This window comes from Wenyingzhuangia sp. IMCC45533 (assembly GCF_054111225.1).
Genome location: NZ_CM134197.1, coordinates 1,999,842 through 2,023,455, shown reverse-complemented (window position 1 = coordinate 2,023,455; position 23,614 = coordinate 1,999,842). Strand labels below are relative to the sequence as shown.

The window sequence follows — 23,614 nt, the reverse complement described above, 5'->3', positions numbered from 1 at the left end:
GCCAAGAAATGGAATCGAACAGTCATCACTGGTAAAGGAGGTGATAAACATGCTTTGAGAAATGAGAAATTTAGATATTTTCAGCAAAAAGTAAAAATAGAGAATTAATAGAAGAATTGTACGATCATCAACATGATTAGAACGAATTTTATAACTTAGCCAAAAAATCTAAATACAAAGAAACTATTAAAAAGTTTAGGGAGCAGTTAGATGATATCATCAATCAAAAAAACATCAAACATCCTTTAAAATAATTACAAACCCCTCTAACAAAATTTAGAGGGGTTTAATTTTAACAACATGACAGTACAACAATTTAGGGAGAAATATATTATTGGATTTGGCTACGAAAAAAAATCAAAAACAAAGAGGTTTCGTTTAATGGTCTTAGACAGAGACTCTATGCAAGTGATTAACGAGGTGTTAGAAAACGAAAATAACACTTGCTTTAAACAGTTTTTAGCGGGTAAAGATTTAAACAAAGCTATTCTAAAGTTCAAACTCGATTCTTTAGAAGAAGTTTTACAGTTGCACAATGTTGATAACATCAACTTAAGTAATGCTGAAATTGATAAATACTTTGAATAAATTTGAGAGATGAAAAAGTCGCTATTATTTACACTCCTCTTATTTTTTCTAATTGTTTTAGGTGTTTTCCTTTTAAAAGAAAGTAAAAGCCAAAACAGTGTTGAGGTAGAGAATACTACTCCTGAAACTTACAATCAAACATACACAATCCCCGAAACTACAGAAAACACTTCGGAAGAAGAACAACAAATTGGTGACAACAAATCTCTTTCATTTTCTTACAACTATAACTTGTTAAAACCTTCTAAAAAAGACATTGTTTACGATAAAACCTATTACTCTATTGATTATAATGAAGAGCACGAACAACCTAACTGGGTGTATTATTTATTGACTTCTGAATTTGTAAATGGTAGCGCTAAAAGAAAAGATAGGTTTAAAGCCGACAATGAAATTACTACCAAATCTGCGACTTTAAGCGATTACAAAAAAAGTGGCTATGACAGGGGTCACTTATGCCCTGCTGCCGATATGAAAATTAATGACTTGGCTATGAGAGAAACATTTTTACTTTCTAATATGTCTCCTCAATTACCTAGTTTAAATAGAGGAGAATGGAAAAGATTAGAAGCTAAAATAAGAGATTGGGCTGTTGAAGAGGATTCCATTATTGTAGTTACAGGACCTATTTTTAAAAACAACCTAGGCAAAATTGGTAAGAGTAAAGTTACCATTCCAGGAGCTTATTATAAAGTAATTTATGACATTACAAAGCCACAAAAGATGACTGCCTTTATTTTACCACATATTAAAGAGCTTGAATCTTTTGCCAACTATCAAACTTCTGTGAATGAGGTTGAACAACAAACTGGAATTGATTTTTTTAGTATGCTCGACGACGCTACAGAAGAAGTTTTAGAAAGCAACAATCTTTGGTAATTAAAATATAATAATGGCAGAACATCACCATAATCATCTTAACGAAGATGAAAGCATCATGACTATTGAGGAGTATCACAAAACAAATTTGATGCTTTTTAATCTAAAGGAATTAAAAACTACAGATACCGTTTTATGTACGCTTACATCTATTGATAGAATGAGTTTTCTAGCCAACGGTATAGAACATCACGAATGCAAAAAAACTGAATTAACAGAACATTTTACTGAAGTTATCAAAAGAAACTTAATTTTGGCTTTCTTTGACAAAATAGAAATTGAGGAATTTGATGTATTGGACGTAAATACAGATATTGACTTTTTATTTGAATAAAAACAACACAAATATGGATATTAAAGAATTTAACAAAAAGTATATTTTAAATTATAATGTAAACGAAACACATCCTGAGAACATAGAATTTTCTTTGGAAACTATCGATAGAAAAACATTACAACCAAGCTTAGACTATAAAAAACTAAAATCTGAAACTCCTGTAGAATGGTTATCCGACAAAATTGGAGAAGAAATTTTAGCTGGTAGGAATCCCGGTAAATTTCAAACAAATTTTTATGATAACGTAAAACGTAAATTAATTAATACGTTGTTAATTAAAAACAGAATTAAAGGTTTAGATCCGTTAAACTTAGAGGAATCTATTGACTTTTTGTTTAAATAAAATTAAATCCCTCAGTTAACCTCTTAATACTAGGGATTTTTATTTAAGAACACATTTATTGTACAACAACCTACAAGCGGCAGTAACTCATCTCATACATTTGTGGCCTTATCACTTAAAATTTTTACAATGTTTAAAAAAATACCTTTTTCACTTTTATTATTTGCAATGGCTGTTTGTCAAGCACAAACAAAAGTTTCCGAAATATTTCGTGATCACATGGTGCTTCAACAGCAAAACAAAGTTTCTGTATGGGGTTACGATAATGCTAAAACCAATATTGAGGTGATTGGAAGCTGGGGTGAGACTGAAACCACCACAACTGATAAAAATGGTCAATGGAGATTGAATATTCAGACTCCTAAAGCTGGCGGACCTTATACTTTAACAATCAATGGGAGCGAAAAAGTAGAACTTAAAGATGTGATGATTGGGGAGGTATGGTTATGCTCTGGTCAGTCTAATATGGAAATGCCATTGAAAGGATTTAAGAATCAACCTGTAAACAATAGTCAAGAATATATTTTAAACTCAAAAAACAACAATATCCGCATGTTTACGGTAGGTAGAAAGCCTAGTTTAACTCCTTTAGAAACTCTTTCCGGAGAATGGAGAATAGCATCGCCAAGTAGTACGAGCTATTTTAGTGCTGCTGCTTATTTTTTTGGTAAAAAATTAGAAAAAATATTAAATGTGCCTGTTGGTTTAATTGTTACTTGCTGGGGAGCTTCTTCTGCCGAAGCTTGGACGGATGCTGAAACGTTAAAACAATTTAAAACGATTGACATCTCTAAGGAATTTGACAAAGTGAGAGTTCAAACTACACCAAGAGTTTTGTACAATGGAATGATTCATCCTATTATCGGTTACAATATCAAGGGGGCTATCTGGTACCAAGGAGAGTCCAATAAATCTAGAGCATCTGAATATACTGCGTTAATGAATGCCATGATTACCTCATGGAGAAATCAATGGCAACAAGGAGATTTTCCTTTTTACACTACTCAAATTGCTCCATTTAATTACGGAAGAAAAGCCAATTCTGCTTATCTAAGAGAGGCTCAACTTAAAACTTCTCAGACTTTAAAGAACACAGGAATGGCTGTTACTTTGGACATTGGAGATTGTTATGCAATTCACCCTCGTGAAAAGAAAACGGTAGGAGATAGATTAGCGTACTGGGCATTGGCAAATGATTACAACGTTAAAGGAGTTGAATATTCTGGTCCTATTTTTAAAAGCATCAAACTTATAAATGACAATACTTTAGAAGTTGAATTTTCTGGATCTAGAGACGGGATTAGTAGTTTTGGAAAACCTCTTTTAGGTTTTGAAGTAGCGGGAGAAGATAAAGTTTTTCACAAGGCAACGGCTGTAATCAAAAAGAAATTAAACGCTCTTGAGGTTAGTGCAAAAGAAGTAAGCAAACCTGTAGCTGTTAGGTATAATTTTAATAACTGTGTAGAGGCAAGTTTATTTAGTGTTTCTGGATTACCTGCATCTTCTTTTAGAAGTGATGATTGGTAGATGTTTAAATCCACAAAAAAAGGCTTTATTAATAAATTAATAAAGCCTTTTTTTTGATTGTACTCCTTTCGTTACAAACGATAGACTGCAACACCAAATCACAACATAGTCACCAAACTACTTGATTGAATGAAGTCAGAAAAGTGTAATTTTAGGTTTGGGTGCTTATCTCTCTTCTTTATCATCTAGCAATAGAAGGGTCTTTTCCCTTTGAATTTTTTTGGTTTCTGTTTCTATAAACTTATCTATATAAAACACCTCTTTGGGAGATTGAAATTTAGATAAGCTCAGCACTGAAAGGTCTAATTTTCGGGGCTTTCCCTCTACAACCAATACCAACTTTTCTCCTAAAACCTCATCTGGTATTCCAGCTACAAAAAAACGTTGATTCATGATTTTAGAAATTTCTTTTTCTATTTGTTCTGGATGTAATTTAACACCTCCTGAATTGATAACGTTATCATATCTTCCCAACCACTCAAACTCGGAAGCCGAGTGCTGTTTTATCATATCATTCGTAATAACTTGTTTATCTGATAATAATGGAGCATTAACCACTAAACAACCCCTATCGTCTTGGGAAATAGAAATATTGGGTAGTACTTGGTAGTATTCTTCTGTTCTCGACTCCGCACGAACTCCACCTGACTTCTCGATACGATTTTCCCTTTTGTCTAAATCACTCGAAGTGACTTTATTCAACCTTTTAACGGCAATATGCGTTACGGTTTCAGTCATCCCGTAAGAAGCGAAACACTCAGTCTTTATATTCTGTAAAGCTGCTTGTAACCCCTGTGATACAACACCTCCACCAATCAACAACTTTTTAACCAAATGTAAATCCCACAAACTGGCTTTTACTTGCATGGGCACCATTGCACAAAAATCGTAAGTTTTAAAAGCATATTCCAAAGGGTTCGATACAGGTGCTGTAAAATCTAAATGCCATCCTAATTCTAAGGCTCTTACCACCATCATTTTACCAGCAATATAATTTACAGACAAACAACATAATGCCTTAGTTTCAGCTCCCAAATCAAAAAAAGCACCCGTGGCTTTTGCAGAGTTTTTCATAAACTCTTTTTTAATTTTTATAGGTTTGGGCTTACCTGTAGAACCCGATGTTTGAACAGTTAATGTTAAATTATCATCAAACCATTGCGATAAAAACGCACTTAATTCTTTAGAGATCGTTCCTGAAAAATCAATCAACTCTTCGACTGTTTCAAAATCCTGTCCATTGAGTTTAAAACTACTATGCATCAAATTTTATATTTAACTCGTTTTCTAACTCAATCTGTTTCACAGCTAAATTGCTTAAAAATAATTGGTGACTTTCAGAATCTTGATTAAATGGCCTATGTAGCTTACCTTGTTCTATGGAAGCGATTCTTTTAAAATAAACCTGTGCTTTTTCATCTACCCAAACTTTTACAAATTGCTTCCAAATATAGTCGATGGCTATTTGATTTGGATGAATCATATCTGCCTCATAAAATCTATAATCTCGTAAATCATCCATCATCATCTCATAACTTCCATAGTACGCACAATTTTGATTCTTGATAACTGCTCCAACGGCTGAAAGCAAATGTGCTTTACTTATCGAATTCTCTATCATTCCATCCTTGACATGTCTTACAGGACTAATGGTAAAAATTATTTGTACTGATGGGTTTACTTGTTGAATTAAGGTAATCATACGATTTAGTGATGCTACCACCTCATCAACCTCTAATATTTTTTTATCAAAGTTAGCTTGGGGAATTTTATGACAATTGGCAACAAATTCATTAGCCTTTTTATACTGATATACCCAACTAGTTCCTAAGGTAACGATAACATGAGTGGAATTTTTTAAAAATTCTAAACAACTTTTCTGCGCTTTGTGAATATTGTTGAGTACTTCGTTCGTAGACAAAGCCGACAAGGCTGAATGGTGATGTAACGAATGATAGACATCTGCCTGCTTAACAATATCGTTGGCATTATATTGCTTTTGATGAACGGTGTCAGTAATCACTTTTTCGATGGCTGTAGGACTAAACAAAGTTCCAAACGGATTGATACAAGTATCAAATTTAAAATAAGATAATTTCTGACCTATGTTGTCAGAAAAACAAGATCCCAACAAAAGAATCTTAGACGTATAATCTATTAGATTCTCTTGTTGGGATGGTAACTTTATTTCCGTTCTTAGTTTCAATGTTTAGCTTTTGGTTGATATCTTATGACTTCTAGAGCAAATTTAAAATATTTTTATACACTTGCCCTTCCAACAACCAGCAACTAACAACCGAAATTCACTATAAATACGTTTTTACCTTTTTAATGGCTTCAGAAATTCCTTCTGGGTTTTTACCTCCTGCAGTGGCGAAGAATTTTTGACCTCCTCCACCTCCTTGAATCAAACGACCCAATTCGCGAACAATTTTACCAGCATCGTATCCTTTTTCTTCTACTAAGTTTTTAGCGATGTAAGATGTTAAAGTAGCTTTACCTTCATTTTCTGCTCCTGCAAAAAAGAATAGATTTTCCACTTCTCCCCCTAATTCATGTGCTATATCTTTAATAGCCCCTGCATTCATATCAATTCTAGTCGCTAAAAAGTTAATTCCGTCAATATTTTGAATACTAGACTTTAAATTTCCTTTTACATTTTTAGCTTTCTCTTTTAATAAAGTCTCTATTTGCTTTTTTAAAGCTGCATTTTCATCTTGCAAACTTGCAATTGCTTTTACAGGTTCTTTAGCATTTTTTAAAGTGCTTTTAACAGCTGCTAACTCCTTATCTTGTTGCATAAAGAAATCTTTAGCTACATTCCCTGTAATAGCCTCAATACGTCTTACTCCTGCAGCAACTGCACTTTCTGACTTGATTTTAAAATGCCAAATATTTCCCGTATTTTCTACGTGCGTACCTCCACATAATTCTTTTGAATTACCAAACTGAATCATACGTACTGTATCTCCATACTTTTCCCCAAACAATGCCATAGCACCTTTTTCTATCGCATGTTCCATCGGAATATTTCTAAACTCTTGTAATGCTAATTTTTCACGAATACGAGCATTTACAAAATCTTCTATTTCTTGAATTTCTTCTGATGTTACTTTAGAGAAATGAGAAAAATCAAAACGTAGGTTTTTTGCATTTACCAGAGAACCTTTTTGTTCTACATGGATTCCTAAAACCGTTCTTAATGCCAAGTGTAATAAGTGCGTTGCAGAGTGGTTGTTGTTAGACAAATCTCTGTTTTTGGCATCTACTACTGCTTTGAAACTATCAGTAGGATTTGTTGGTAAATCTTTAGCGATATGAATAATTAAATTATTCTCTTTCTTAGTATCAATAATATGTAAAACATCACCGTTACTTGCTTCTAAAAAACCTCTATCTCCAACCTGTCCACCACCTTCTGGATAAAAAGGGGTTAAGTTAAAAACCAACTGATATAACTTTCCGTCTTTTTTAGATGTGACTTTACGATATCTTGTAATTTTAACATTCGTTTCTAAATAATCGTATCCTACAAACTCTTCTTCTGCATCTTCTTTTAACACCACCCAGTCGTCCATATCCATTTCTGCAGCAGCTCTAGATCTGTTTTTCTGTTTCTGCAAAGCAGCTTCAAATTCAGCCTCGTTTAAAGAATATCCTTTTTCACTCAATATTAGAGCTGTCAAATCAATTGGAAATCCAAAAGTATCGTATAATTCAAATGCTTTATCTCCAGAAACTTCTTTTCCTTTGGTTTCTGCAATTACGTTATCTAACAATCCTAATCCTTGTCCTAGCGTTCTTAAAAACGAAGCTTCTTCTTCTTTAATTACATTTTTAACCAACTGCTTTTGATTGACAATTTCTGGAAAATAATCTCCCATCTGATTGCTTAACACATCAACTAACTGATAAATAAATGGTTCTTTTTGATTTAGAAACGTGAATCCGTAACGAATGGCACGTCTTAAAATTCTTCTAATTACATACCCTGCTCCTGTGCTAGAAGGCAACTGCCCATCAGCAATAGCAAAAGCAACTGCTCTAACGTGATCTGAAATAACACGCAAAGCGATATCTATTTCTTCTGATTTTCCATAGATTACTCCAGCTTTAGACTCTAACTCTCCAATTAATGGTGTAAAAACATCCGTATCGTAATTAGATGTTACCCCTTGTAATGCCATACACAAACGCTCAAATCCCATTCCGGTATCAATGTGCGTATTAGGCAAGTTTTCTAAAGAACCATCAGCTTTTCTGTTGAATTGAATAAATACTAAGTTCCATATCTCCACTACTTGCGGATGATCCATATTAACCAATTCTTTACCATCTTGTTTGGCTTTTTCCTCCGCTGGGCGAATATCAACATGGATTTCTGAACAAGGTCCGCAGGGTCCTTGCGCTCCCATTTCCCAAAAGTTATCTTTTTTGTTTCCTAATAAAATTCTGTCTTCAGCAATGTGTTCCTTCCATAAATCATAGGCTTCTGTATCTCTTTCTAAGCCTTCGGAATCATCACCCTCAAAGATAGTAACATACAAATTATCTTTGTCCAGCTTGTACACCTCTGTCAGTAGTTCCCAAGCCCATGAAATTGCTTCTTTTTTAAAATAATCTCCAAAAGACCAATTTCCCAACATTTCAAATAACGTATGATGATAAGTATCAATCCCTACTTCTTCTAAATCATTGTGCTTTCCAGAAACTCTTAAACATTTTTGAGAATCGGCAACTCTAGAATTCACCACTTTACGCTGTCCTAAGAAGTATTCTTTAAAAGGGACCATCCCTGCGTTTACAAACATCAAAGTTGGATCGTCTTTTAATATCATAGAGGCAGAAGGCACTACCTTGTGTTGCTTGGATTCGAAAAACGCTAAAAACTTCTTTCTAATATCTTGAGATTTCATATACTGTGTTGGGTTAAGTAATTTACCAAAGCTAGTTTAACAAAACATTTTGTAGTTTTGTTAAACTAGAAATCCGTTAAATCACTTCTATTTAATTGGTCACAAAAATAGTTAAATTAGTTTCATGGCGAAAGCAAAATTTTATTACGATTCAGACACCTTATCTTATCAGCAAATTGAAAGAAACCGTAAGCGAATTTTAAGAAATAGCTTATTGTATTTTGTGGCTGTTATACTGATTGGATTATTGGGCTTTGTGGTATTTAGTATCTTTTTAAAATCACCCTCAGAAATTGAAACTGTAAGAGAACTAAACAATTTAAAGTTTAATTACGACCTACTGAACAAAAGGATGGAGGAGTCTAATGCCATTTTAGAAGAACTACAACAGCGTGACGATGGAGTTTATAGGGTGATTTTTGAAGCCAAGCCTATATCTAAAGAAGAAAGAAACGCAGGATTTGGAGGAGTAAACAGATATAAAGATTTAGAAGGTTACAAAAACAGTGAGTTGATTAAAGAAACCACCAAGAAAATGGATATTCTAGCCAAACGATTGGTAGTGCAATCCAAATCGTTGGATGAAATTGTAAAACTTGCAAAAAACAAATCGGAAATGTTAGCTTCTATTCCAGCTATACAGCCTGTGGCAAATAACGATTTAAAGAGGATGGCTTCTGGTTATGGAATGAGAATTCATCCTATATACAAAACACGTAGAATGCATTGGGGAATGGATTTTTCTGCTCCGCAAGGTTCTAATATTTATGCTACAGGGAATGGAGTTGTGAAAAGTGCAAAAAAATCTAGAAAAGGTTTTGGGAACCATATTGTGATTGACCACGGATTTGGTTATGAAACTCTGTATGCGCACATGAATAAATTCTTTGTGAGAAGAGGACAAAAAGTAAAACGTGGCGATTTAATTGGTTTGGTAGGTTCTACAGGTTCTTCTACCGCACCTCACTTGCATTACGAAGTAAAAAAAGGGAACAAGAAATTGAATCCCGTTTACTTTTATCATAATGACTTAACTCCTGAGGAGTATGAAACTATGTTGATTCTTTCTTCTCAAGAAAACCAATCTCTTGACTAATGCACATAGACTTACCTAAAAAACGATACTACAAAATTGGAGAGGTGGCCAATGCTTTTGGGGTACCTAGAAGTATGATTCGTTATTGGGAGCAAGAGTTTGAAATGATTAAACCTAAAAAAAACAGCAAGGGAGACAGAATGTTTACCTCTGTGGATATTGAAAAACTAAAATTGGTTTATCATTTGGCTAAAGAGCAAGGCTATTCTTTGGAAGGAGTAAGGAAAAAATTAAGAGAGCAACCTAAAAAAACAGCTCATAAAATGGCAACCATTAATAGATTGGAAGCTATTAAAGTAGAATTGATTAAAATCAAGAATCAATTGTAGAAAAAAGTCATTCTGTCATACATTCACATTGGTATACTTTATGTAATTTAGTCTCTGTAATTATTAAATTATATCATGAAAAAAATTGTAAAAATCTTAGTTATTCTTGTCGCATCTATTTCATTGTCATCTTGTGGATACAATGGTTTGGTAACTGCTCAAGAGGCAGCTACGGGTCAGTGGGCCAATGTAGAAAGTTCTTATCAACGAAGAGCTGACTTAATTCCAAATTTAGTAGCTACTGTAAAAGGATATGCGAGTCACGAACAAGAAACTTTAACAGGAGTAATAGAAGCTCGTGCCAAAGCAACTTCTGTAAATATTGATGCCAGCAAATTGGATGCGCAAAGCATCGCTAAATTCCAGCAAGCGCAACAAGGCTTAACTGGAGCTTTAAATAAATTGATGGTGGTAGCAGAAAGATATCCTGATTTGAAAGCAAGCCAGCAGTTTACTGGATTACAATCTCAATTAGAGGGCACAGAAAATAGAATTAATGTAGAACGTAATAGGTTTAACAACTTGGTAAAAAACTACAATACGATGATTAGAAAATTTCCTAAAAACATTACTGCTAGTTTATTTTCTTTTGAAAAGCTAGATTATTTTAAAGCGGATCCTTCTAGTAGTAAAGCCCCTGAAGTAAAATTTTAATCATGAACAAAACCGATGATTTTTTTACCAAAGAACAAGAGGCTTTAATTGTTAAGGCAATACAAGAGGCTGAAAAAAACACTTCCGGTGAAATTAGAGTTCACGTAGAAGCTAGTTTTGAAGGAGACCCTATGGACAGAGCTATCGATGTTTTTAACAACTTAGAAATGTTTAAAACTCAGGCTAGAAATGGAGTGCTATTTTATATTGCTACAGCATCTAAACAATTTGTAATTTTAGGAGACGATGGTATTAATAACGTAGTACCCAAAGACTTTTGGGAAAGTACCAAAGACAAAGTCATCAATCAGTTTAAATTAGGAGAATACAGCAAGGGTATTATCGAGGGTATTCAAGAAGCAGGTAACCAACTTAAAACCTATTTTGAGTATCAAAGTGATGATACCAACGAATTATCCGATGAAATATCTAAAGGTTAAAAATTAAAGAATATGAATCCATTTTCAGTTGAATCAAGTTCAGTCAAAGAGGCTGCATTTATGAACAAAGTTTACGCTTGGATGAGCGGGGCTTTATTAATTACAGGTTTTGTTGCGTGGTGGGCAGCATCTACTCCTGCATTTTTAAATTTATTATATCACACAGATGCCTATGGTAATGTAGTAGGAATCAATAAAATTGTTTTTTACGGAAGTTTGTTTGCCGAGTTTGGATTGGTCATGTGGATTTCTGCAAGAATCCAACAAATGACCTCTGAAAGAGCTAGTTTGCTTTTTGTTATTTATTCCATCTTAAACGGAATTACACTATCTACGATATTTATTATTTATACTTCTGCATCTATATATACTACCTTTTTTATCACAGCAGGTACCTTTGGTGCTATGAGTTTTTATGGTTACACTACCAAAAAAGATTTAACTAGCTGGGGAAACATTTTGTTTATGGCATTGATTGGAGTGGTAATTGCTTCTTTGGTAAATCTATTCCTACAATCTGCCATGTTATATTGGATTGTTAGTTATATTGGGGTAGCAGTATTTGTAGGTTTAACAGCTTACGACACACAAAAATTAAAGAGGATGGCTTCTCAGCTAAACTCTGAGGAAGATGCTAAAAAAGGAGCTGTTTTAGGAGCTTTAACCTTATATTTAGATTTTATCAATCTATTCTTATTATTACTTCGTTTATTTGGAGACAGAAAATAAAATTTATGAATAAATTTATATCAAAGCTGGTCATAGGACTGGCTTTTTTTTCAGCTTTAGTATTAAAAGCTCAAGATCCGCTTGCTAAAAAAGAAACTCAGTTTAAAGGAGTATACGACTACGCTAATATGTTGAGTGATGGCGAGCAAAACGCTTTGTCTCAAAAACTAATCCGCTATGCAGACACTACTTCTACACAAGTAGCCATTGCAACCATTACTAGTTTAAACGGCAATGATATTGCCATGTTGGCTACCGAAAAGGCACATGAGTGGGGAATTGGTCAAAAAGGCAAAGACAATGGTGTTTTTATTCTAGTGTCTAAAACCGACAGAAAAATACACATTGCTACAGGTTATGGTGTAGAGCATCTTTTAACTGATTATTTGAGTAAGCAGATTATTGATAACATCATCACTCCTAGCTTTAAAAAGCAGCAGTACTATGATGGTCTCAACAATGCTACTAGTACTATTTTTAAAGTATTGGCTGGGGAATATAAAGCAGACAAAAAAAAGGGTAAAACCAAGAAAAAAGGAAATATCCTAGTCATCATTTTGATTGTGGCGATTGTTATTTTTATCATGAGTAGAGGCAACAGTTCCGGCAAAGGTGGCAGAGGATCAGGTGGTAGAAAAAAAGGGCTGGACTCTTCTGATATTTTAACTGCTATGATACTTGGTAGCCTAGGAAGCGGACGTGGATACAGAGGCTCTTCTGGAGGTTTTGGTGGCGGAAGCTTTGGCGGTGGTAGTTTTGGTGGCGGTGGCTTTGGTGGTGGAGGTGCCAGCGGTGGTTGGTAGTTTTGCTAAAAAATAAAAAGTGCGCATTTCAAACTCTTAAAATGCGCACTTTTTTTATAACAATATCTTACATATACTGATCAACGTTCTCCCACGGCCCTCCGTTAATAACGTCTAACCCTTGTTGCTTTAAAAAATCTGTAGCTTGTTGGCTTCTTGCTCCACTTCTACAAACAGCAATTACAGGTTTTCCATAGTCTTTAACTTCATTCACTTTACCAGGCAAAGTCTGTAAAACAATATGTTTAGAACCTGCCACATGTCCCTCCGCATATTCTTCATTAGTTCTTACATCTAACACAACAGCTCCGCTCTTTAAATACTCTTGTATTTTTTTATTGTCAAATTCGCTCATAATTTATTTTTATTTCTAACAAATTTAATAATTGTTTTAGGATTAGAGCCTCTCAACTCTCAATATTCTTCTTTGGCAAAATATTAAGAGTTAATCATATCTAATATAAATTCAATTTAAAAAAACCATCAATTTGAGCTAAATAACGTAGTAATCTTCGTGCCGACAGTGTCGAACTCACGTTATTCAACTAGGATGCTTAACTTTTAAAATAAACTATTAAGACATGTAACTTTTACCTGAAAAAGAAGACAATTAGAAACTACATCACTATTGTTTTAGTGATATTTGATATACGTAAAGAGCGTTGGCAGAAAGATGATAAACAATTTAAATGTTGTCGTTCATCAATTTTATAAAAGAACAAGCAGCCTAACTTTACTGCTAGTTTAATTACAAAAATAAATCACAGATGAAAAAAGTATTATTTGTTTTAACAAGTCACGATACACTAGGAGATACAGGAGAAAAGACAGGGTTTTGGATAGAAGAATTTGCTAGTCCATATTATTTATTAAAGGATAATGGCATAGCGATTACCATTGCTTCTCCAAAAGGTGGTCAGCCACCAATTGATCCTAAAAGTGCTACCGAAGAATTTGAAACAGAAGCTACCGTTAGATTTAATAAAGATAAAGAGACTCAAGAAATTTTAGCTCAGACCTTAAAACTTGAAGAGGTAGATCATCGAGATTATGATGCTATCTTTTTTCCTGGAGGACACGGTCCTTTGTGGGATTTAGCAAACAACCAACACGCTATTAAATTGATAGAGAATTTTTATAGTCACCAAAAATATGTGAGTGCAGTTTGCCATGCTCCTGCCGTTTTTAAGTATCCTAAAAATTATGAGGGTATTCCATTAATAAAAGGTAAAATGGCTAGTGGCTTTACCAACGGTGAAGAGGAAGGAGTAGGATTAACTGATGTTGTACCTTTTTTAGTAGAAGACATGCTAAAAGAAAATGGGGCAAACTATCAAAAAGGTAAGGATTGGGAACCTTTTGCAGTTGAAGACGGACTGATAATTACAGGTCAAAATCCAGCATCATCTGAGCTAGTCGCAAAAAAACTATTAGCAAAGTTATAAACATACAAGCCTCTAACTTTTTAAAATGGTTGACTGACAAACGTCAACCATTTTTATTTAAAACAAATTTGCTAGTTGGCTATGTTAATATTGGTTTGCGTAACTTTGCGTTTTAATCTACACGCATGACACATAAAGCAGGTTTTGTTAATATTATAGGAAATCCTAATGTTGGTAAATCAACATTGATGAATGCCTTCGTTGGTGAAAAACTTTCAATCATCACCTCTAAAGCGCAAACGACTAGACATCGAATTTTGGGAATTGTAAACGGAGACGATTATCAGATTATGTTTTCTGACACTCCAGGAATCATCAAACCTGCTTACGAAATGCAAACTTCTATGATGGACTTTGTAAAGTCTGCCTTTGAGGATGCTGATGTATTAATCTACATGGTTGAAATTGGAGAAAAAGAACTTAAAGATGAGTCGTTCTTTAATAAAATCACCAATTCTAAAGTTCCTGTAATGCTGTTAATCAACAAAATTGACACCTCTAATCAGGAACAAATTGAGGAGAAATTAGCTTACTGGGAGGCTAAAGTTCCCAATGCTAATGTTTATTTAATTTCTGCTCTAGAAAACTTTAATATAGAACCTGTGTTCGAAAAAATTAAAGAACTCTTGCCTGCTTCTCCTGCATTTTATCCAAAAGATCAATTAACAGATAAGCCTGAACGCTTTTTTGTAAACGAAGCTATTAGAGAAAAAATACTCTTAAACTACAAAAAAGAAATCCCTTATGCTGTAGAAATTGAGACCGAAGAGTTTTTTGAAGAAGAAAATATCATTAAAATTCGTTCTATTATCATGGTAGAAAGAGAAACTCAAAAAGGAATTATTATTGGACACAAAGGTGCTGCTTTAAAAAAAGTAGGAATGCAAGCCAGAAAAGATTTGGAAGTTTTTTTTGATAAAAAGGTATTTTTAGACCTATATGTAAAAGTCAATAAAAACTGGCGTTCTAACGACAAACAGTTAAAGCGATTTGGTTATAAAGATTAAAGAAAGGTCTTATCAAAAGTTCTGAATGACTATTCCGTGCCATGCACGGAATCTACCGCTAGTATCATCAATAATTACGTAATTCAAAAAATAAGTTCAGGATAACCATAGTGTGATGGTTGAGTCCGCTTTTTTTATACGAATGTTCTTTTGGAAAAGCTCTTACTTACTTTGGGGGGCTTAGAGTTTTAACGTAATAATGGTTGCTCTTTTTATATTTACAGGCTCAGTATTATTTCTCTTGTACAGCAAATATTTTTATCCATTGCTGGCAGTAGTTTTATTTTTTCTAAGGTTTAGAAGAGATGAAAACACCATTTTTAAATGCGTATCATGGTATAAGACCTTTGTGCAAACCAATAGTTTAAACTCTTTCTCAATCCTTCGTTAAATATTGATTTAGAATAAATCTCTTAGGATAATTGTTTCGACATTTGTTGATTTGATTAATTTATTTTAGATTTTTTCTCTAATCTATCATTTAATAATCTTTGTAAAAATTAAATAAATCAGCTTTTACTCCCATCACAAACCACTGCGTGTTTTCCGTATTAAAGGTTGTATTTAAAGACTCTTGTTTCAATCTTGGAACAATTCCTACTCTGGTGATATCTGCTTCTGCATCAAAATTTCTGAGATAAGCACCCGCATATATTTTAAAATTATTTGATGGATTAATCAAGTAGCTTACCTCAAGATCTATATTCGTTATACTTGCCAAATTTCCTTGTTGATCTTCATTTCCAAAATCGCTAGCTCTCTTTCCTGAATTGATAAAAATGTTTCCTCCATTAGATATATCATCACCAAAAAAATCGAATCCTTTTTTACCAAAAGAGAATTTTGTATTGATTCCCCATCTGTTTCTATTGTATCTAGCTATAAAAATAGCTTCCCAAAAATTGGCTCCCCACAAATGTGCTAAAGGTTGTCCAAAGTGTGCATAATTGTGTTGCTCCTCGTGCGAGTAAGTAAATGGTTTGGCTTTGTTAAATTCTGCTTGCAACAATAAGCCTTTAACGTTAAATAAATCAAAAGACTTAACCCCTAACTGAAAAGCATATTTATTTGCCCAATACCCATTGGACTTAAAAAATTTATCCGCCGAAAATTCGTCTAGAAGAAACTGAGCATAAAGGTAGTTTTGCTTCCAAACTCTGTATTTAATATCCAACCCAACGGCTCCGCTTCCTCCGTCTTCTCCGTTGGCAAATTCTACATTTTTATAGAAAATAACAGGATTAAAATATTCTGCTTGCAAAGATCCAGAAGTTCCAGAGTTGTCAGAAATAATCCCTTCAAAAAAACCTAAATTCAATCTACGATTTACATTCCAACTTAAGTGATGAAAAATTCCATACTTTCTTTTGTGAGTTGCGTTATTCTCAAAATCAACATTTTCATCGGTGTCAATTGTAAAGTTAAAATCTCTTAGCCATGTCCATATGTTTGTGTACTCTAACTTACCTATTTTGGTGGTTAACTTGGCATAAGTTCGAGGTGCAGCTACGTCTGATAACAGTAAAGACCTATATCCATCTCCAATAAAATTTTGTCCATGTCCAAACTGAATATTAAAAAATTTGTTAGGTGTATAAGAAACATACCCTGTAGAAATTCCATAATCAAAACCTGTTTCTCCAAAACTTTTTGCTTTTCCTCTTCCAGGTATCAATCCTCCAGCATCCTCCGGTTGATTAATCAGAATATACTCTCGTATGAACTGAGGAAATTTAGCTTGGGTTTCCGTTCCTGTAAAAGAAAAGGATATTTTATTCCCTAATTGACCCTCCAATTTTAAAATTCTAGTGTTTTCTATAGTAGTCCCAGCATCGCCATTTTCCCTACCTACATTACCATCTAATAAAAAATCGAGATTCAGCCAATAATCTTTACCTCTTACCTCTAGCAAATGTTCGTTCCAAAGTTTTCTCCCCCCCCACGTACTTTTATTCTTCAATAACGATGACTTTATTTGAGTCAAGTTAGCAGACTCACTCACAACGTTATATACGTAGGGTTTTACGGACGTGTGTATATCATCAGCATTATAAATTCCCTTTTCAAAAACACTATAACTAGCATGATTGAAAGGAATTCTCAATTGACTTTGGTGCTCAGGGAACAAGTCTTTATTTCTTTGAGCATGAACCAAATTTATACTCAACAATAGGATAGATAATATTCTTTTCATCAACTAATTCTTGTAACGTTATTGTTCTCTAATTTATATTGCTGGTTGGTTTCTGGGCAAACAGCTATCCCATTTTTATCAAAGTTTAATTTATGACCGTACTCACTAACCCACCCTATTTGCTGAGAAGGATTACCTACGACTAAAGCATAATTTAGCACTTTTTTGGTAACCACAGCTCCGGCTCCAACTAACGCAAAATTACCAATAGTATTGCCACAAACAATGGTAGCATTGGCACCTATACTCGCTCCTTTTTTTACCAATGTTTTTTGATAAGCGTTTTTACGCACTACCGCACTTCTCGGATTTAAAATATTGGTAAACACCATGGAGGGTCCTAAAAAAACATCATCCTCACATTCTACTCCTGTGTATACAGAAACGTTATTTTGAATTTTTACGTTTCTACCCAATTTTACATTTGGAGAAATGACTACATTTTGTCCAATATTACACCCCTCACCTATTACAGCATTAGGCATGATATGGCTAAAATGCCAAATTTTGGTTCCTTGGGCAATCTCACAACCTTCATCAATTACAGCTGTTTCGTGTGCAAAATACTTTTGATTCATAAAGAACAATTTTTCATCATTATAACAATTTTTCTCCCCAATTTTTCCATTGATATTTTTTAGCAAAAATCCAAAGTAATGATGGGTACAAAATGGCGATCAACACCAATTCCAATACTAAGTTCGGTGTACCAAAATCTTTAAAAACAGCATAGGTCTGAAAAGCAGTCCAATCAGTAGTAACCAAAAGCGCTGTAATTAAATTATTAGCTGCATGAAATCCTAACGACAATTCTAAACCTTCATCCATTATTGTTATAACTCCTAACAACAACCCCGTTCCAATATAAAAAATCATAATTCCATACCCTAATTTTTCTATCTCGGGATTTGCCAAATGCATTAAACCAAAGCTTATAGAAGTTACTACTAAAGGAAACCATTGGGTTTTAGAGAGCAAACCCAATCCTTGCATTAAATACCCTCTAAACACATATTCTTCAAAACTGGTTTGAATGGGTATCATACTCACGGCAATCACAAGCAATATTAAGAATTTTGAGGAATCAAAGTTGAGAACAACTTCTTGAGGATTTAACAGGACTCCACTTAAAATGATAACAGCACTAATACCCCCCCACAAAGAAAAAGAAAACCCTACTCTTTTAAAATCTATTTTTTGTCTACTCGTGTTAAAATTGATCCAAGATAGTTTGTGTAGCTTGGTAATTACAAAATAGACAGCCAATAGCCCCCCCACAAAAGACAACATCATATAAAATAATGTGGTGTTAGCATCCATTAAGGTCATCAAGTAATTTAAGTCACTAATTCTATCTCCATCAGCATTACCCGACATTACTAAAGAATTGATTTTTGCACTATAAGGATAAGAGAACAGACCACTAATAAGTATAATAATGACAATCCCCACCATATATCTCCAGACATCAGTATTACCTTTTGCAGCTTGATTTATATATTGATTGCCCATGTTAACTGCTGATTGTAATAGATTTTTCCGTTTTCTACTTGCAAAGGAGAGGTTATGTTATTACTGAACAAACTTCCAGTACCCAAGCCTTGTGGCATAGTAACTCCTAAATTATAAGTGTATTGAGCAATAGCATTTAGACCAATATTACTCTCCAAAGCAGAGGTAATCCAATAAGGGATATTTTGTTGGTTGGCCAAAGAAATCCATTCATCGCTACCTTTAATCCCTCCTACTAAACTAGGTTTTAAAATAATAAATTGCGGTTGTATAGTCTCTAACAAGGCTCGTTTGTCTTCATAATTAAAAACACCTATCAGTTCTTCATCCAACGCAATTGGCACAGGTGTTTTTTCGCACAACTTTTTCATTGCTAAAACTTGTCCTTGTTTAATAGGTTGCTCTATAGAATGTATCTCTAATTCTTTTAATCTCTCTAGTTTTTCTAGAGCATTTTGTGGCGTAAAAGCCCCGTTAGCATCTACTCTTAAGGTAATTTCATTAGATGAGTATTTTTTTCTGATGGAAGTCAGTAGTTTGATTTCTGTATCAAAATCAATAGCACCAATTTTCATTTTAATGGTATCAAAACCCGATGCTAGCTTGGTGTTTATTTGATCTTGCATAAAAGCTTCATCTCCCATCCACACCAAACCGTTGATAGGAATTCCTTGATAGCTTTGAGTGAATTCCGATGGAAACAAATGAAAACCATCTGTGCTTTGCAAGGATAAAAAAGCTTGCTCTAAGCCAAATTGAATAGATGGAAACTCAATTAACTCATTCAACAATGTGTTCAATCCTAACTGAATATGATTACAAACCCATTGTAATTTTTCTTCGTAATCGGGTTTATCGTCTGCACTCAATCCCCTAAATAAACCTGTTTCTCCATAACCCAACTTACCGTTTTTATTTATTATGATAAAAAAAGTTTCTTTAGTTTTTAAAACACCTCTAGAGGTTCCAGAAGCTTGTTTAAAATTTAAAATATATTTTTTATAAGTTGCTTTCATACACTAAAAAACCTTTTGGTATAAGCCAAAAGGTTGGTGTTTTTTTATCCTATTATAATTTCTCCAAAATTGTTTTAGCCTTATCTAAGCCTTGTTTAAAATCATCTCCTATCTCTCTTTCCATATCCATGAACAGCATGACAATACTCTCTATAAAACTAAAACTTCCATAGTAGCCCCACGTTACTTTAGTTCCACTCTCAACCTCATCAAATTTAAAATAGCCTTCTGATGTAGATTCAAACGGCTCTTCAAATCTCAGTTCTGAGACAATTTTTTTATTAAGTGAAATAGACTTAATTTCTTGTTCACCAACTCCAACGTCTTTATGACTTGATTCCCATCGATGGATAGAACCAACAGTATTTCCTACTCCAATATATTTGTGAATCGCATTGGGATCTTTTGCTTGCCAAGGTGAGTAAAGGTTCATGTTTTGTAAAAAAGAGAAAAAACGAAAAACGTCTCCTATCGGTTTTTCTATGACAACCGAACGCTCTACAGTTGCGCTTTTAGGAGCTATAAAACCCAAAGCTACAACGGCTAGTATAATTACCAAAGTTCCATAAAGAAAAAACTTTTTCATTGTTTACAATTTGTTTGAAACTTAAATATACTAAAGTTATCTGTTTTTACCCACACGAATTGATATGCTCCACGCTATTATAGCACATTAGATAGCAACAAACCTAAACCGAATAAAACGGAAAATACAAAAGTACTCAACGCTACTTTTTTAAGTTCAGCATCTAGTTTGGCCAACTCTTTATTCTTGTAAACTGTCATCATATTGTTAATTAGAGGTAAAAAAGCTATCAAGTAAATGAAATTTATAACCTGTGTGTAAGTAATTGCGGTGTAGGTAATTGCCGAGGTTATTCCAACAACCACAACAAAGTAATGGTATATTTTTACTTTTTTTGCTCCAAACTTAACTGCCAAGGTGTTTTTACGTGCAGTAATATCAGAATCCCTATCTCTCATATTATTTAAATTTAGTACCGCAACACTAAATAAACCAATACTAATTGCTGGCAAAAAAGATAAATAATCCATCTGTTGCGTGTACAAAAATTCTGAACCTACAACGCCCAACAAACCAAAGAATAAAAAAACGAACAGGTCTCCAAAACCAGAATAACCATATGCTTTTGCTCCCATTGTATACTTTATCGCAGCAGCTATAGATGCTAATCCTAAAAAGAAGAATACCAATGACAATACAAAATTATCTTGCCCAAAAGACACATAAATTAATGCAATGGCTATAAGTAACGTAATGGCTATAGTTAAGTAAATAGCTCTAAGCATTTGCTTGGGTGTGATAGCTCCGCTTTGCAAAGCTCTTTGAGGCCCCACTCTATCATCATTATCAGTTCCTTTTACACCATCTCCATAATCATTCGCAAAATTAGAGAGTACCTGAAAACCAATAGTAGTCAGTAATGCAAATACACAAATATCCCATCTAAAAAAACCTTTACTGGCTGCCAAAAAACTACCGGTAATAATTCCTGAAAGAGATAAGGGTAACGTTCTTAACCTAGCTGCTTGAATCCAATGTTTCATAATTTGTGCATAAAAAAAGTGACTACTGCTTATGAGGAATAGTCACTTTATATAGATTCTATGATTTTATAAGCCCAAAGACTCCGCCAACAACTCTGCCACGTCTTTTACTTGTACGCTGTCTTCTTTTCCTTTATTCTTGATTCCGTCAGTCATCATAGTATTACAATAAGGGCAACCTGTAGCTATAATATTTGGATTGGTTTCTAAAGCATCTTGCGTGCGCAAATCGTTCACATCCATCGTTCCTTTTTCTGGTTCTTTAAACATTTGAGCTCCTCCAGCACCACAGCATAAAGAGTTGTTTTTAGCTCTTTTCATCTCTACCAATTTAGCTCCTGCCATGGCTTTGATGATTGCCCTTGGTGAGTTGTATTCGTCGTTAGCTCTCCCCAAATAACAAGGATCGTGAAACGTGATAGTACTCGCTTTCAAACCAGCATTAGAAACGTCTAATTGCTTGGTATTAATTAACTCTTGTATAAATTGAGTGTGATGTAACACCTCATACTTTCCTCCTAATTCTGGATACTCATTTTTAATGGTATTGTAAGAATGTGGACAAGCAGTCACTATTTTTTTTACGTTATACATGTTCATGACCTCTATATTGGTCATTGCTTGCATCTGAAACAAGAATTCGTTTCCAGCTCTTTTCGCCGCATCTCCACTAGAGCTTTCTTCTGTACCTAAAACTGCAAAATTGACATTCGCTTTATTTAATATTTTAACGAATGCTCTAGTTATTTTCTTAGCTCTATCATCAAAACTTCCTGCAGATCCTACCCAAAATAAGATATCTGGTTCTTTTCCTTCGGCAAACAAATCTGCCATTACTGGTACTGTTATCATTGTTACGAATTGTATAGTTTACGAGTGCAGCAATCGTAATTGTTTATGATTGAAATGATTAGCCTATTCTTCGTTTACCCAATTTAAACGATCCATTTGGCTGTATTGCCAAGGAGCTCCATTATTTTCTACATTCTGCATCATTGCATTTAATTCTTGGGGAGCTGCAGACTCTTCCATCACCAAATATTGTCTCATATCCATAATAATAGACAACGGATCTATATTTACTGGGCATTCCTCTACACAGGCATTACAGCTAGTACAAGCCCATATTTCTTCTTGAGTGATATAACCTTCTCCTAGTAACTGCTTACCATCCTCTTTAAAAGTTCCTTTGTTGGCATCTATATTTTTACCTACCTTTTCTAACCTATCACGAGTTTTCATCATAATAGCCCTTGGAGACAATTCTTTACCCGTTAAATTTGCTGGACATACAGAACTACATCTTCCACATTCCGTACAGGTGTAAGCATTCATTAGTTGTACCCAGTTTAAATCTGTAACATCGCTAACTCCAAATTTTTCTGGCTCCGCTTCATTTTCGGCAGGAGCAGCATAAGGATCAGCGTTAGGGTCCATCATCATTTGAACTTCCTTGGTCACTGTTTCGTTATTTGGAAATTTTCCTTTTGGGTTTAAATTGGCATAAAAAGTATTTGGGAAAGCCAATAATATATGTAAGTGCTTAGAATAGTACAAATAGTTTAAGAATACGAGTATACCCACAATATGTATCCACCAAGAGACCCTCTCAACAATGTGTAAACTTTCTGGAGAAAAATTTGAAAACCATGGGGCAATAAACTGACTTACTGGATTTCCTATTCCTGCTTGCTGCAAATTAAAATCCGTAGCATTCATCAGCAAGAACAATGACATTAACACCATTTCAAAATACAAAATAAGATTTCCATCCTGTTTTGGCCATCCTTTTAAATCTTTACTTAGGAAACGTTTGATGTTCATTACGTTTCGTCTTGTCCAAAATACAACAACCGCGATGAAAACTAGCAGCGCTAAAATTTCAAAAGTCCCAATTAGAAAGCCGTAGACACTTTCTCCCAACAAGGGTAAAAACAATCTATGTGTGCCTAACAATCCATCTAAAATAATTTCTAAAACTTCTATGTTGATGATGATAAAACCTACATAAACAACAACGTGTAAAAATCCAGAAACGGGTCTTTTAACCATTTTGGATTGCCCTAAAGCAATATGAATCATGTTAGACCATCTTTCTGATTTGTTATCGGAACGGTTAACCTCTTTTCCTAACTTTATATTGCGAAGGAGTTTTTTAATATTATTAGCAAAATAATAGCCCCCTGCTCCTAATAAAATGGCAAAAATTATGTTTGGAATAAATTGCATA

At 34.0% G+C, this 23,614-nt stretch carries 25 protein-coding genes; 13 read left to right on the top strand and 12 right to left on the bottom strand.

Annotation, left to right across the window (positions count from 1 at the left end):
• The first annotated feature begins 300 nt into the window (after positions 1-300).
• The 5 genes from ACXGQW_RS09010 (at position 301) to ACXGQW_RS08990 (ending at position 3,674) form a co-directional block, all read left to right on the top strand.
• Entirely contained in the window at positions 301-588 is a 288-nt protein-coding gene (locus ACXGQW_RS09010; RefSeq protein ID WP_457822121.1) for a hypothetical protein, read from the top strand.
• Positions 589-597: 9 nt separating this feature from the next.
• Positions 598-1,467 (top strand): DNA/RNA non-specific endonuclease, encoded by an 870-nt coding sequence (locus ACXGQW_RS09005; RefSeq protein WP_457822119.1) that lies wholly within the window; start codon positions 598-600, stop codon positions 1,465-1,467.
• Between the two features lie 13 nt (positions 1,468-1,480).
• Positions 1,481-1,801, top strand: a complete 321-nt coding sequence (locus ACXGQW_RS09000; RefSeq protein WP_457822117.1) for a hypothetical protein — start codon at positions 1,481-1,483, stop codon at positions 1,799-1,801.
• A gap of 13 nt (positions 1,802-1,814) precedes the next feature.
• Complete coding sequence (locus tag ACXGQW_RS08995; RefSeq protein WP_457822115.1) at positions 1,815-2,147, top strand: hypothetical protein; 333 nt, start codon at positions 1,815-1,817, stop codon at positions 2,145-2,147.
• A gap of 129 nt (positions 2,148-2,276) precedes the next feature.
• Entirely contained in the window at positions 2,277-3,674 is a 1,398-nt protein-coding gene (locus tag ACXGQW_RS08990) for a sialate O-acetylesterase (RefSeq protein ID WP_457822113.1), read from the top strand.
• 165 nt (positions 3,675-3,839) lie between these two features.
• On the opposite strand, the gene ACXGQW_RS08985 is transcribed toward ACXGQW_RS08990, so the two are convergent.
• From ACXGQW_RS08985 to alaS, 3 genes are all read right to left on the bottom strand, one after another.
• Complete coding sequence (locus tag ACXGQW_RS08985; RefSeq protein WP_457822112.1) at positions 3,840-4,937, bottom strand: AMP-binding protein; 1,098 nt, start codon at positions 4,935-4,937, stop codon at positions 3,840-3,842.
• Entirely contained in the window at positions 4,930-5,880 is a 951-nt protein-coding gene (locus tag ACXGQW_RS08980) for a GSCFA domain-containing protein (RefSeq protein WP_457822110.1), read from the bottom strand. The genes ACXGQW_RS08985 and ACXGQW_RS08980 overlap by 8 nt, the downstream gene beginning before the upstream one ends.
• A gap of 100 nt (positions 5,881-5,980) precedes the next feature.
• Positions 5,981-8,590 carry an alanine--tRNA ligase gene (gene alaS / locus ACXGQW_RS08975; protein ID WP_457822108.1) on the bottom strand — a complete coding sequence of 870 codons (2,610 nt, stop codon included), beginning with the start codon at positions 8,588-8,590 and terminating at the stop codon, positions 5,981-5,983.
• Positions 8,591-8,714: 124 nt separating this feature from the next.
• On the opposite strand from alaS, the gene ACXGQW_RS08970 reads away from it, so the two are divergent.
• The 6 genes from ACXGQW_RS08970 to ACXGQW_RS08945 all read left to right on the top strand — a co-directional run bounded on the left by ACXGQW_RS08970 (position 8,715) and on the right by ACXGQW_RS08945 (position 12,641).
• Positions 8,715-9,686, top strand: coding sequence for a M23 family metallopeptidase (locus ACXGQW_RS08970; protein WP_457822106.1), 972 nt, complete (start codon positions 8,715-8,717; stop codon positions 9,684-9,686).
• Positions 9,686-10,015: a MerR family transcriptional regulator gene (locus tag ACXGQW_RS08965; protein ID WP_457822104.1), complete on the top strand. Its 330-nt coding sequence runs from the start codon at positions 9,686-9,688 to the stop codon at positions 10,013-10,015. Before ACXGQW_RS08970 ends, ACXGQW_RS08965 begins: the two co-directional genes overlap by 1 nt.
• Before the next feature lie 75 nt (positions 10,016-10,090).
• Complete coding sequence (locus ACXGQW_RS08960; RefSeq protein WP_457822102.1) at positions 10,091-10,669, top strand: LemA family protein; 579 nt, start codon at positions 10,091-10,093, stop codon at positions 10,667-10,669.
• Between the two features lie 2 nt (positions 10,670-10,671).
• Positions 10,672-11,109 (top strand): TPM domain-containing protein, encoded by a 438-nt coding sequence (locus tag ACXGQW_RS08955; RefSeq protein ID WP_457822100.1) that lies wholly within the window; start codon positions 10,672-10,674, stop codon positions 11,107-11,109.
• A 12-nt stretch (positions 11,110-11,121) separates the two neighbouring features.
• Complete coding sequence (locus ACXGQW_RS08950; RefSeq protein WP_457822098.1) at positions 11,122-11,838, top strand: Bax inhibitor-1/YccA family protein; 717 nt, start codon at positions 11,122-11,124, stop codon at positions 11,836-11,838.
• Positions 11,839-11,843: 5 nt separating this feature from the next.
• A complete protein-coding gene (locus ACXGQW_RS08945; protein ID WP_457822096.1) occupies positions 11,844-12,641 on the top strand; it encodes a TPM domain-containing protein in 798 nt (265 codons plus the stop codon).
• A gap of 67 nt (positions 12,642-12,708) precedes the next feature.
• Here the strand turns inward: ACXGQW_RS08945 and ACXGQW_RS08940 are convergent, their stop codons facing one another.
• Positions 12,709-12,996, bottom strand: coding sequence for a rhodanese-like domain-containing protein (locus ACXGQW_RS08940; RefSeq protein ID WP_457822094.1), 288 nt, complete (start codon positions 12,994-12,996; stop codon positions 12,709-12,711).
• A gap of 412 nt (positions 12,997-13,408) precedes the next feature.
• On the opposite strand from ACXGQW_RS08940, the gene ACXGQW_RS08935 reads away from it, so the two are divergent.
• Positions 13,409-14,086, top strand: a complete 678-nt coding sequence (locus ACXGQW_RS08935; protein ID WP_457822092.1) for a type 1 glutamine amidotransferase domain-containing protein — start codon at positions 13,409-13,411, stop codon at positions 14,084-14,086.
• Positions 14,087-14,211: 125 nt separating this feature from the next.
• Positions 14,212-15,093, top strand: a complete 882-nt coding sequence (gene era, locus ACXGQW_RS08930) for a GTPase Era (RefSeq protein WP_457822090.1) — start codon at positions 14,212-14,214, stop codon at positions 15,091-15,093.
• Between the two features lie 481 nt (positions 15,094-15,574).
• Here era and ACXGQW_RS08925 read toward each other — a convergent pair whose 3' ends face one another.
• The 8 genes from ACXGQW_RS08925 to ACXGQW_RS08890 form a co-directional block, all read right to left on the bottom strand.
• Positions 15,575-17,287, bottom strand: a complete 1,713-nt coding sequence (locus ACXGQW_RS08925; protein WP_457822088.1) for a gliding motility protein RemB — start codon at positions 17,285-17,287, stop codon at positions 15,575-15,577.
• A complete protein-coding gene (locus ACXGQW_RS08920) occupies positions 17,287-17,865 on the bottom strand; it encodes a DapH/DapD/GlmU-related protein (protein ID WP_457822086.1) in 579 nt (192 codons plus the stop codon). The genes ACXGQW_RS08925 and ACXGQW_RS08920 overlap by 1 nt, the downstream gene beginning before the upstream one ends.
• A gap of 19 nt (positions 17,866-17,884) precedes the next feature.
• Positions 17,885-18,799 (bottom strand): CPBP family intramembrane glutamic endopeptidase, encoded by a 915-nt coding sequence (locus ACXGQW_RS08915; RefSeq protein WP_457822084.1) that lies wholly within the window; start codon positions 18,797-18,799, stop codon positions 17,885-17,887.
• A complete protein-coding gene (locus ACXGQW_RS08910) occupies positions 18,781-19,815 on the bottom strand; it encodes an o-succinylbenzoate synthase (RefSeq protein WP_457822082.1) in 1,035 nt (344 codons plus the stop codon). Before ACXGQW_RS08910 ends, ACXGQW_RS08915 begins: the two co-directional genes overlap by 19 nt.
• Before the next feature lie 52 nt (positions 19,816-19,867).
• Positions 19,868-20,401, bottom strand: coding sequence for an SRPBCC family protein (locus ACXGQW_RS08905; protein WP_457822080.1), 534 nt, complete (start codon positions 20,399-20,401; stop codon positions 19,868-19,870).
• A gap of 77 nt (positions 20,402-20,478) precedes the next feature.
• On the bottom strand, positions 20,479-21,384 hold the full coding sequence (gene menA / locus ACXGQW_RS08900; RefSeq protein ID WP_457822078.1) for a 1,4-dihydroxy-2-naphthoate octaprenyltransferase: 906 nt from the start codon (positions 21,382-21,384) through the stop codon (positions 20,479-20,481).
• 66 nt (positions 21,385-21,450) lie between these two features.
• Positions 21,451-22,236: a (Fe-S)-binding protein gene (locus ACXGQW_RS08895; protein WP_457822076.1), complete on the bottom strand. Its 786-nt coding sequence runs from the start codon at positions 22,234-22,236 to the stop codon at positions 21,451-21,453.
• Positions 22,237-22,299: 63 nt separating this feature from the next.
• Positions 22,300-23,613 carry a 4Fe-4S dicluster domain-containing protein gene (locus ACXGQW_RS08890; RefSeq protein WP_457822074.1) on the bottom strand — a complete coding sequence of 438 codons (1,314 nt, stop codon included), beginning with the start codon at positions 23,611-23,613 and terminating at the stop codon, positions 22,300-22,302.
• Position 23,614: the final 1 nt, after the last annotated feature.

Coding starts and splice junctions, on each gene's coding strand:
- ACXGQW_RS08985 (WP_457822112.1), bottom strand. CDS start 4,937: ATGCATAGTAGTTTTAAACTCAATGGACAGGATTTTGAAACAGTCGAA.
- menA (WP_457822078.1), bottom strand. CDS start 21,384: ATGAAACATTGGATTCAAGCAGCTAGGTTAAGAACGTTACCCTTATCT.
- ACXGQW_RS08935 (WP_457822092.1), top strand. CDS start 13,409: ATGAAAAAAGTATTATTTGTTTTAACAAGTCACGATACACTAGGAGAT.
- era (WP_457822090.1), top strand. CDS start 14,212: ATGACACATAAAGCAGGTTTTGTTAATATTATAGGAAATCCTAATGTT.
- ACXGQW_RS09005 (WP_457822119.1), top strand. CDS start 598: ATGAAAAAGTCGCTATTATTTACACTCCTCTTATTTTTTCTAATTGTT.
- ACXGQW_RS08905 (WP_457822080.1), bottom strand. CDS start 20,401: ATGAAAAAGTTTTTTCTTTATGGAACTTTGGTAATTATACTAGCCGTT.
- ACXGQW_RS08955 (WP_457822100.1), top strand. CDS start 10,672: ATGAACAAAACCGATGATTTTTTTACCAAAGAACAAGAGGCTTTAATT.
- ACXGQW_RS08910 (WP_457822082.1), bottom strand. CDS start 19,815: ATGAAAGCAACTTATAAAAAATATATTTTAAATTTTAAACAAGCTTCT.
- ACXGQW_RS08950 (WP_457822098.1), top strand. CDS start 11,122: ATGAATCCATTTTCAGTTGAATCAAGTTCAGTCAAAGAGGCTGCATTT.
- ACXGQW_RS08925 (WP_457822088.1), bottom strand. CDS start 17,287: ATGAAAAGAATATTATCTATCCTATTGTTGAGTATAAATTTGGTTCAT.
- ACXGQW_RS08970 (WP_457822106.1), top strand. CDS start 8,715: ATGGCGAAAGCAAAATTTTATTACGATTCAGACACCTTATCTTATCAG.
- ACXGQW_RS08990 (WP_457822113.1), top strand. CDS start 2,277: ATGTTTAAAAAAATACCTTTTTCACTTTTATTATTTGCAATGGCTGTT.
- alaS (WP_457822108.1), bottom strand. CDS start 8,590: ATGAAATCTCAAGATATTAGAAAGAAGTTTTTAGCGTTTTTCGAATCC.
- ACXGQW_RS08995 (WP_457822115.1), top strand. CDS start 1,815: ATGGATATTAAAGAATTTAACAAAAAGTATATTTTAAATTATAATGTA.
- ACXGQW_RS08915 (WP_457822084.1), bottom strand. CDS start 18,799: ATGGGCAATCAATATATAAATCAAGCTGCAAAAGGTAATACTGATGTC.
- ACXGQW_RS08890 (WP_457822074.1), bottom strand. CDS start 23,613: ATGCAATTTATTCCAAACATAATTTTTGCCATTTTATTAGGAGCAGGG.
- ACXGQW_RS08940 (WP_457822094.1), bottom strand. CDS start 12,996: ATGAGCGAATTTGACAATAAAAAAATACAAGAGTATTTAAAGAGCGGA.
- ACXGQW_RS08920 (WP_457822086.1), bottom strand. CDS start 17,865: ATGAATCAAAAGTATTTTGCACACGAAACAGCTGTAATTGATGAAGGT.
- ACXGQW_RS08895 (WP_457822076.1), bottom strand. CDS start 22,236: ATGATAACAGTACCAGTAATGGCAGATTTGTTTGCCGAAGGAAAAGAA.
- ACXGQW_RS08960 (WP_457822102.1), top strand. CDS start 10,091: ATGAAAAAAATTGTAAAAATCTTAGTTATTCTTGTCGCATCTATTTCA.
- ACXGQW_RS09000 (WP_457822117.1), top strand. CDS start 1,481: ATGGCAGAACATCACCATAATCATCTTAACGAAGATGAAAGCATCATG.
- ACXGQW_RS08965 (WP_457822104.1), top strand. CDS start 9,686: ATGCACATAGACTTACCTAAAAAACGATACTACAAAATTGGAGAGGTG.
- ACXGQW_RS08945 (WP_457822096.1), top strand. CDS start 11,844: ATGAATAAATTTATATCAAAGCTGGTCATAGGACTGGCTTTTTTTTCA.
- ACXGQW_RS09010 (WP_457822121.1), top strand. CDS start 301: ATGACAGTACAACAATTTAGGGAGAAATATATTATTGGATTTGGCTAC.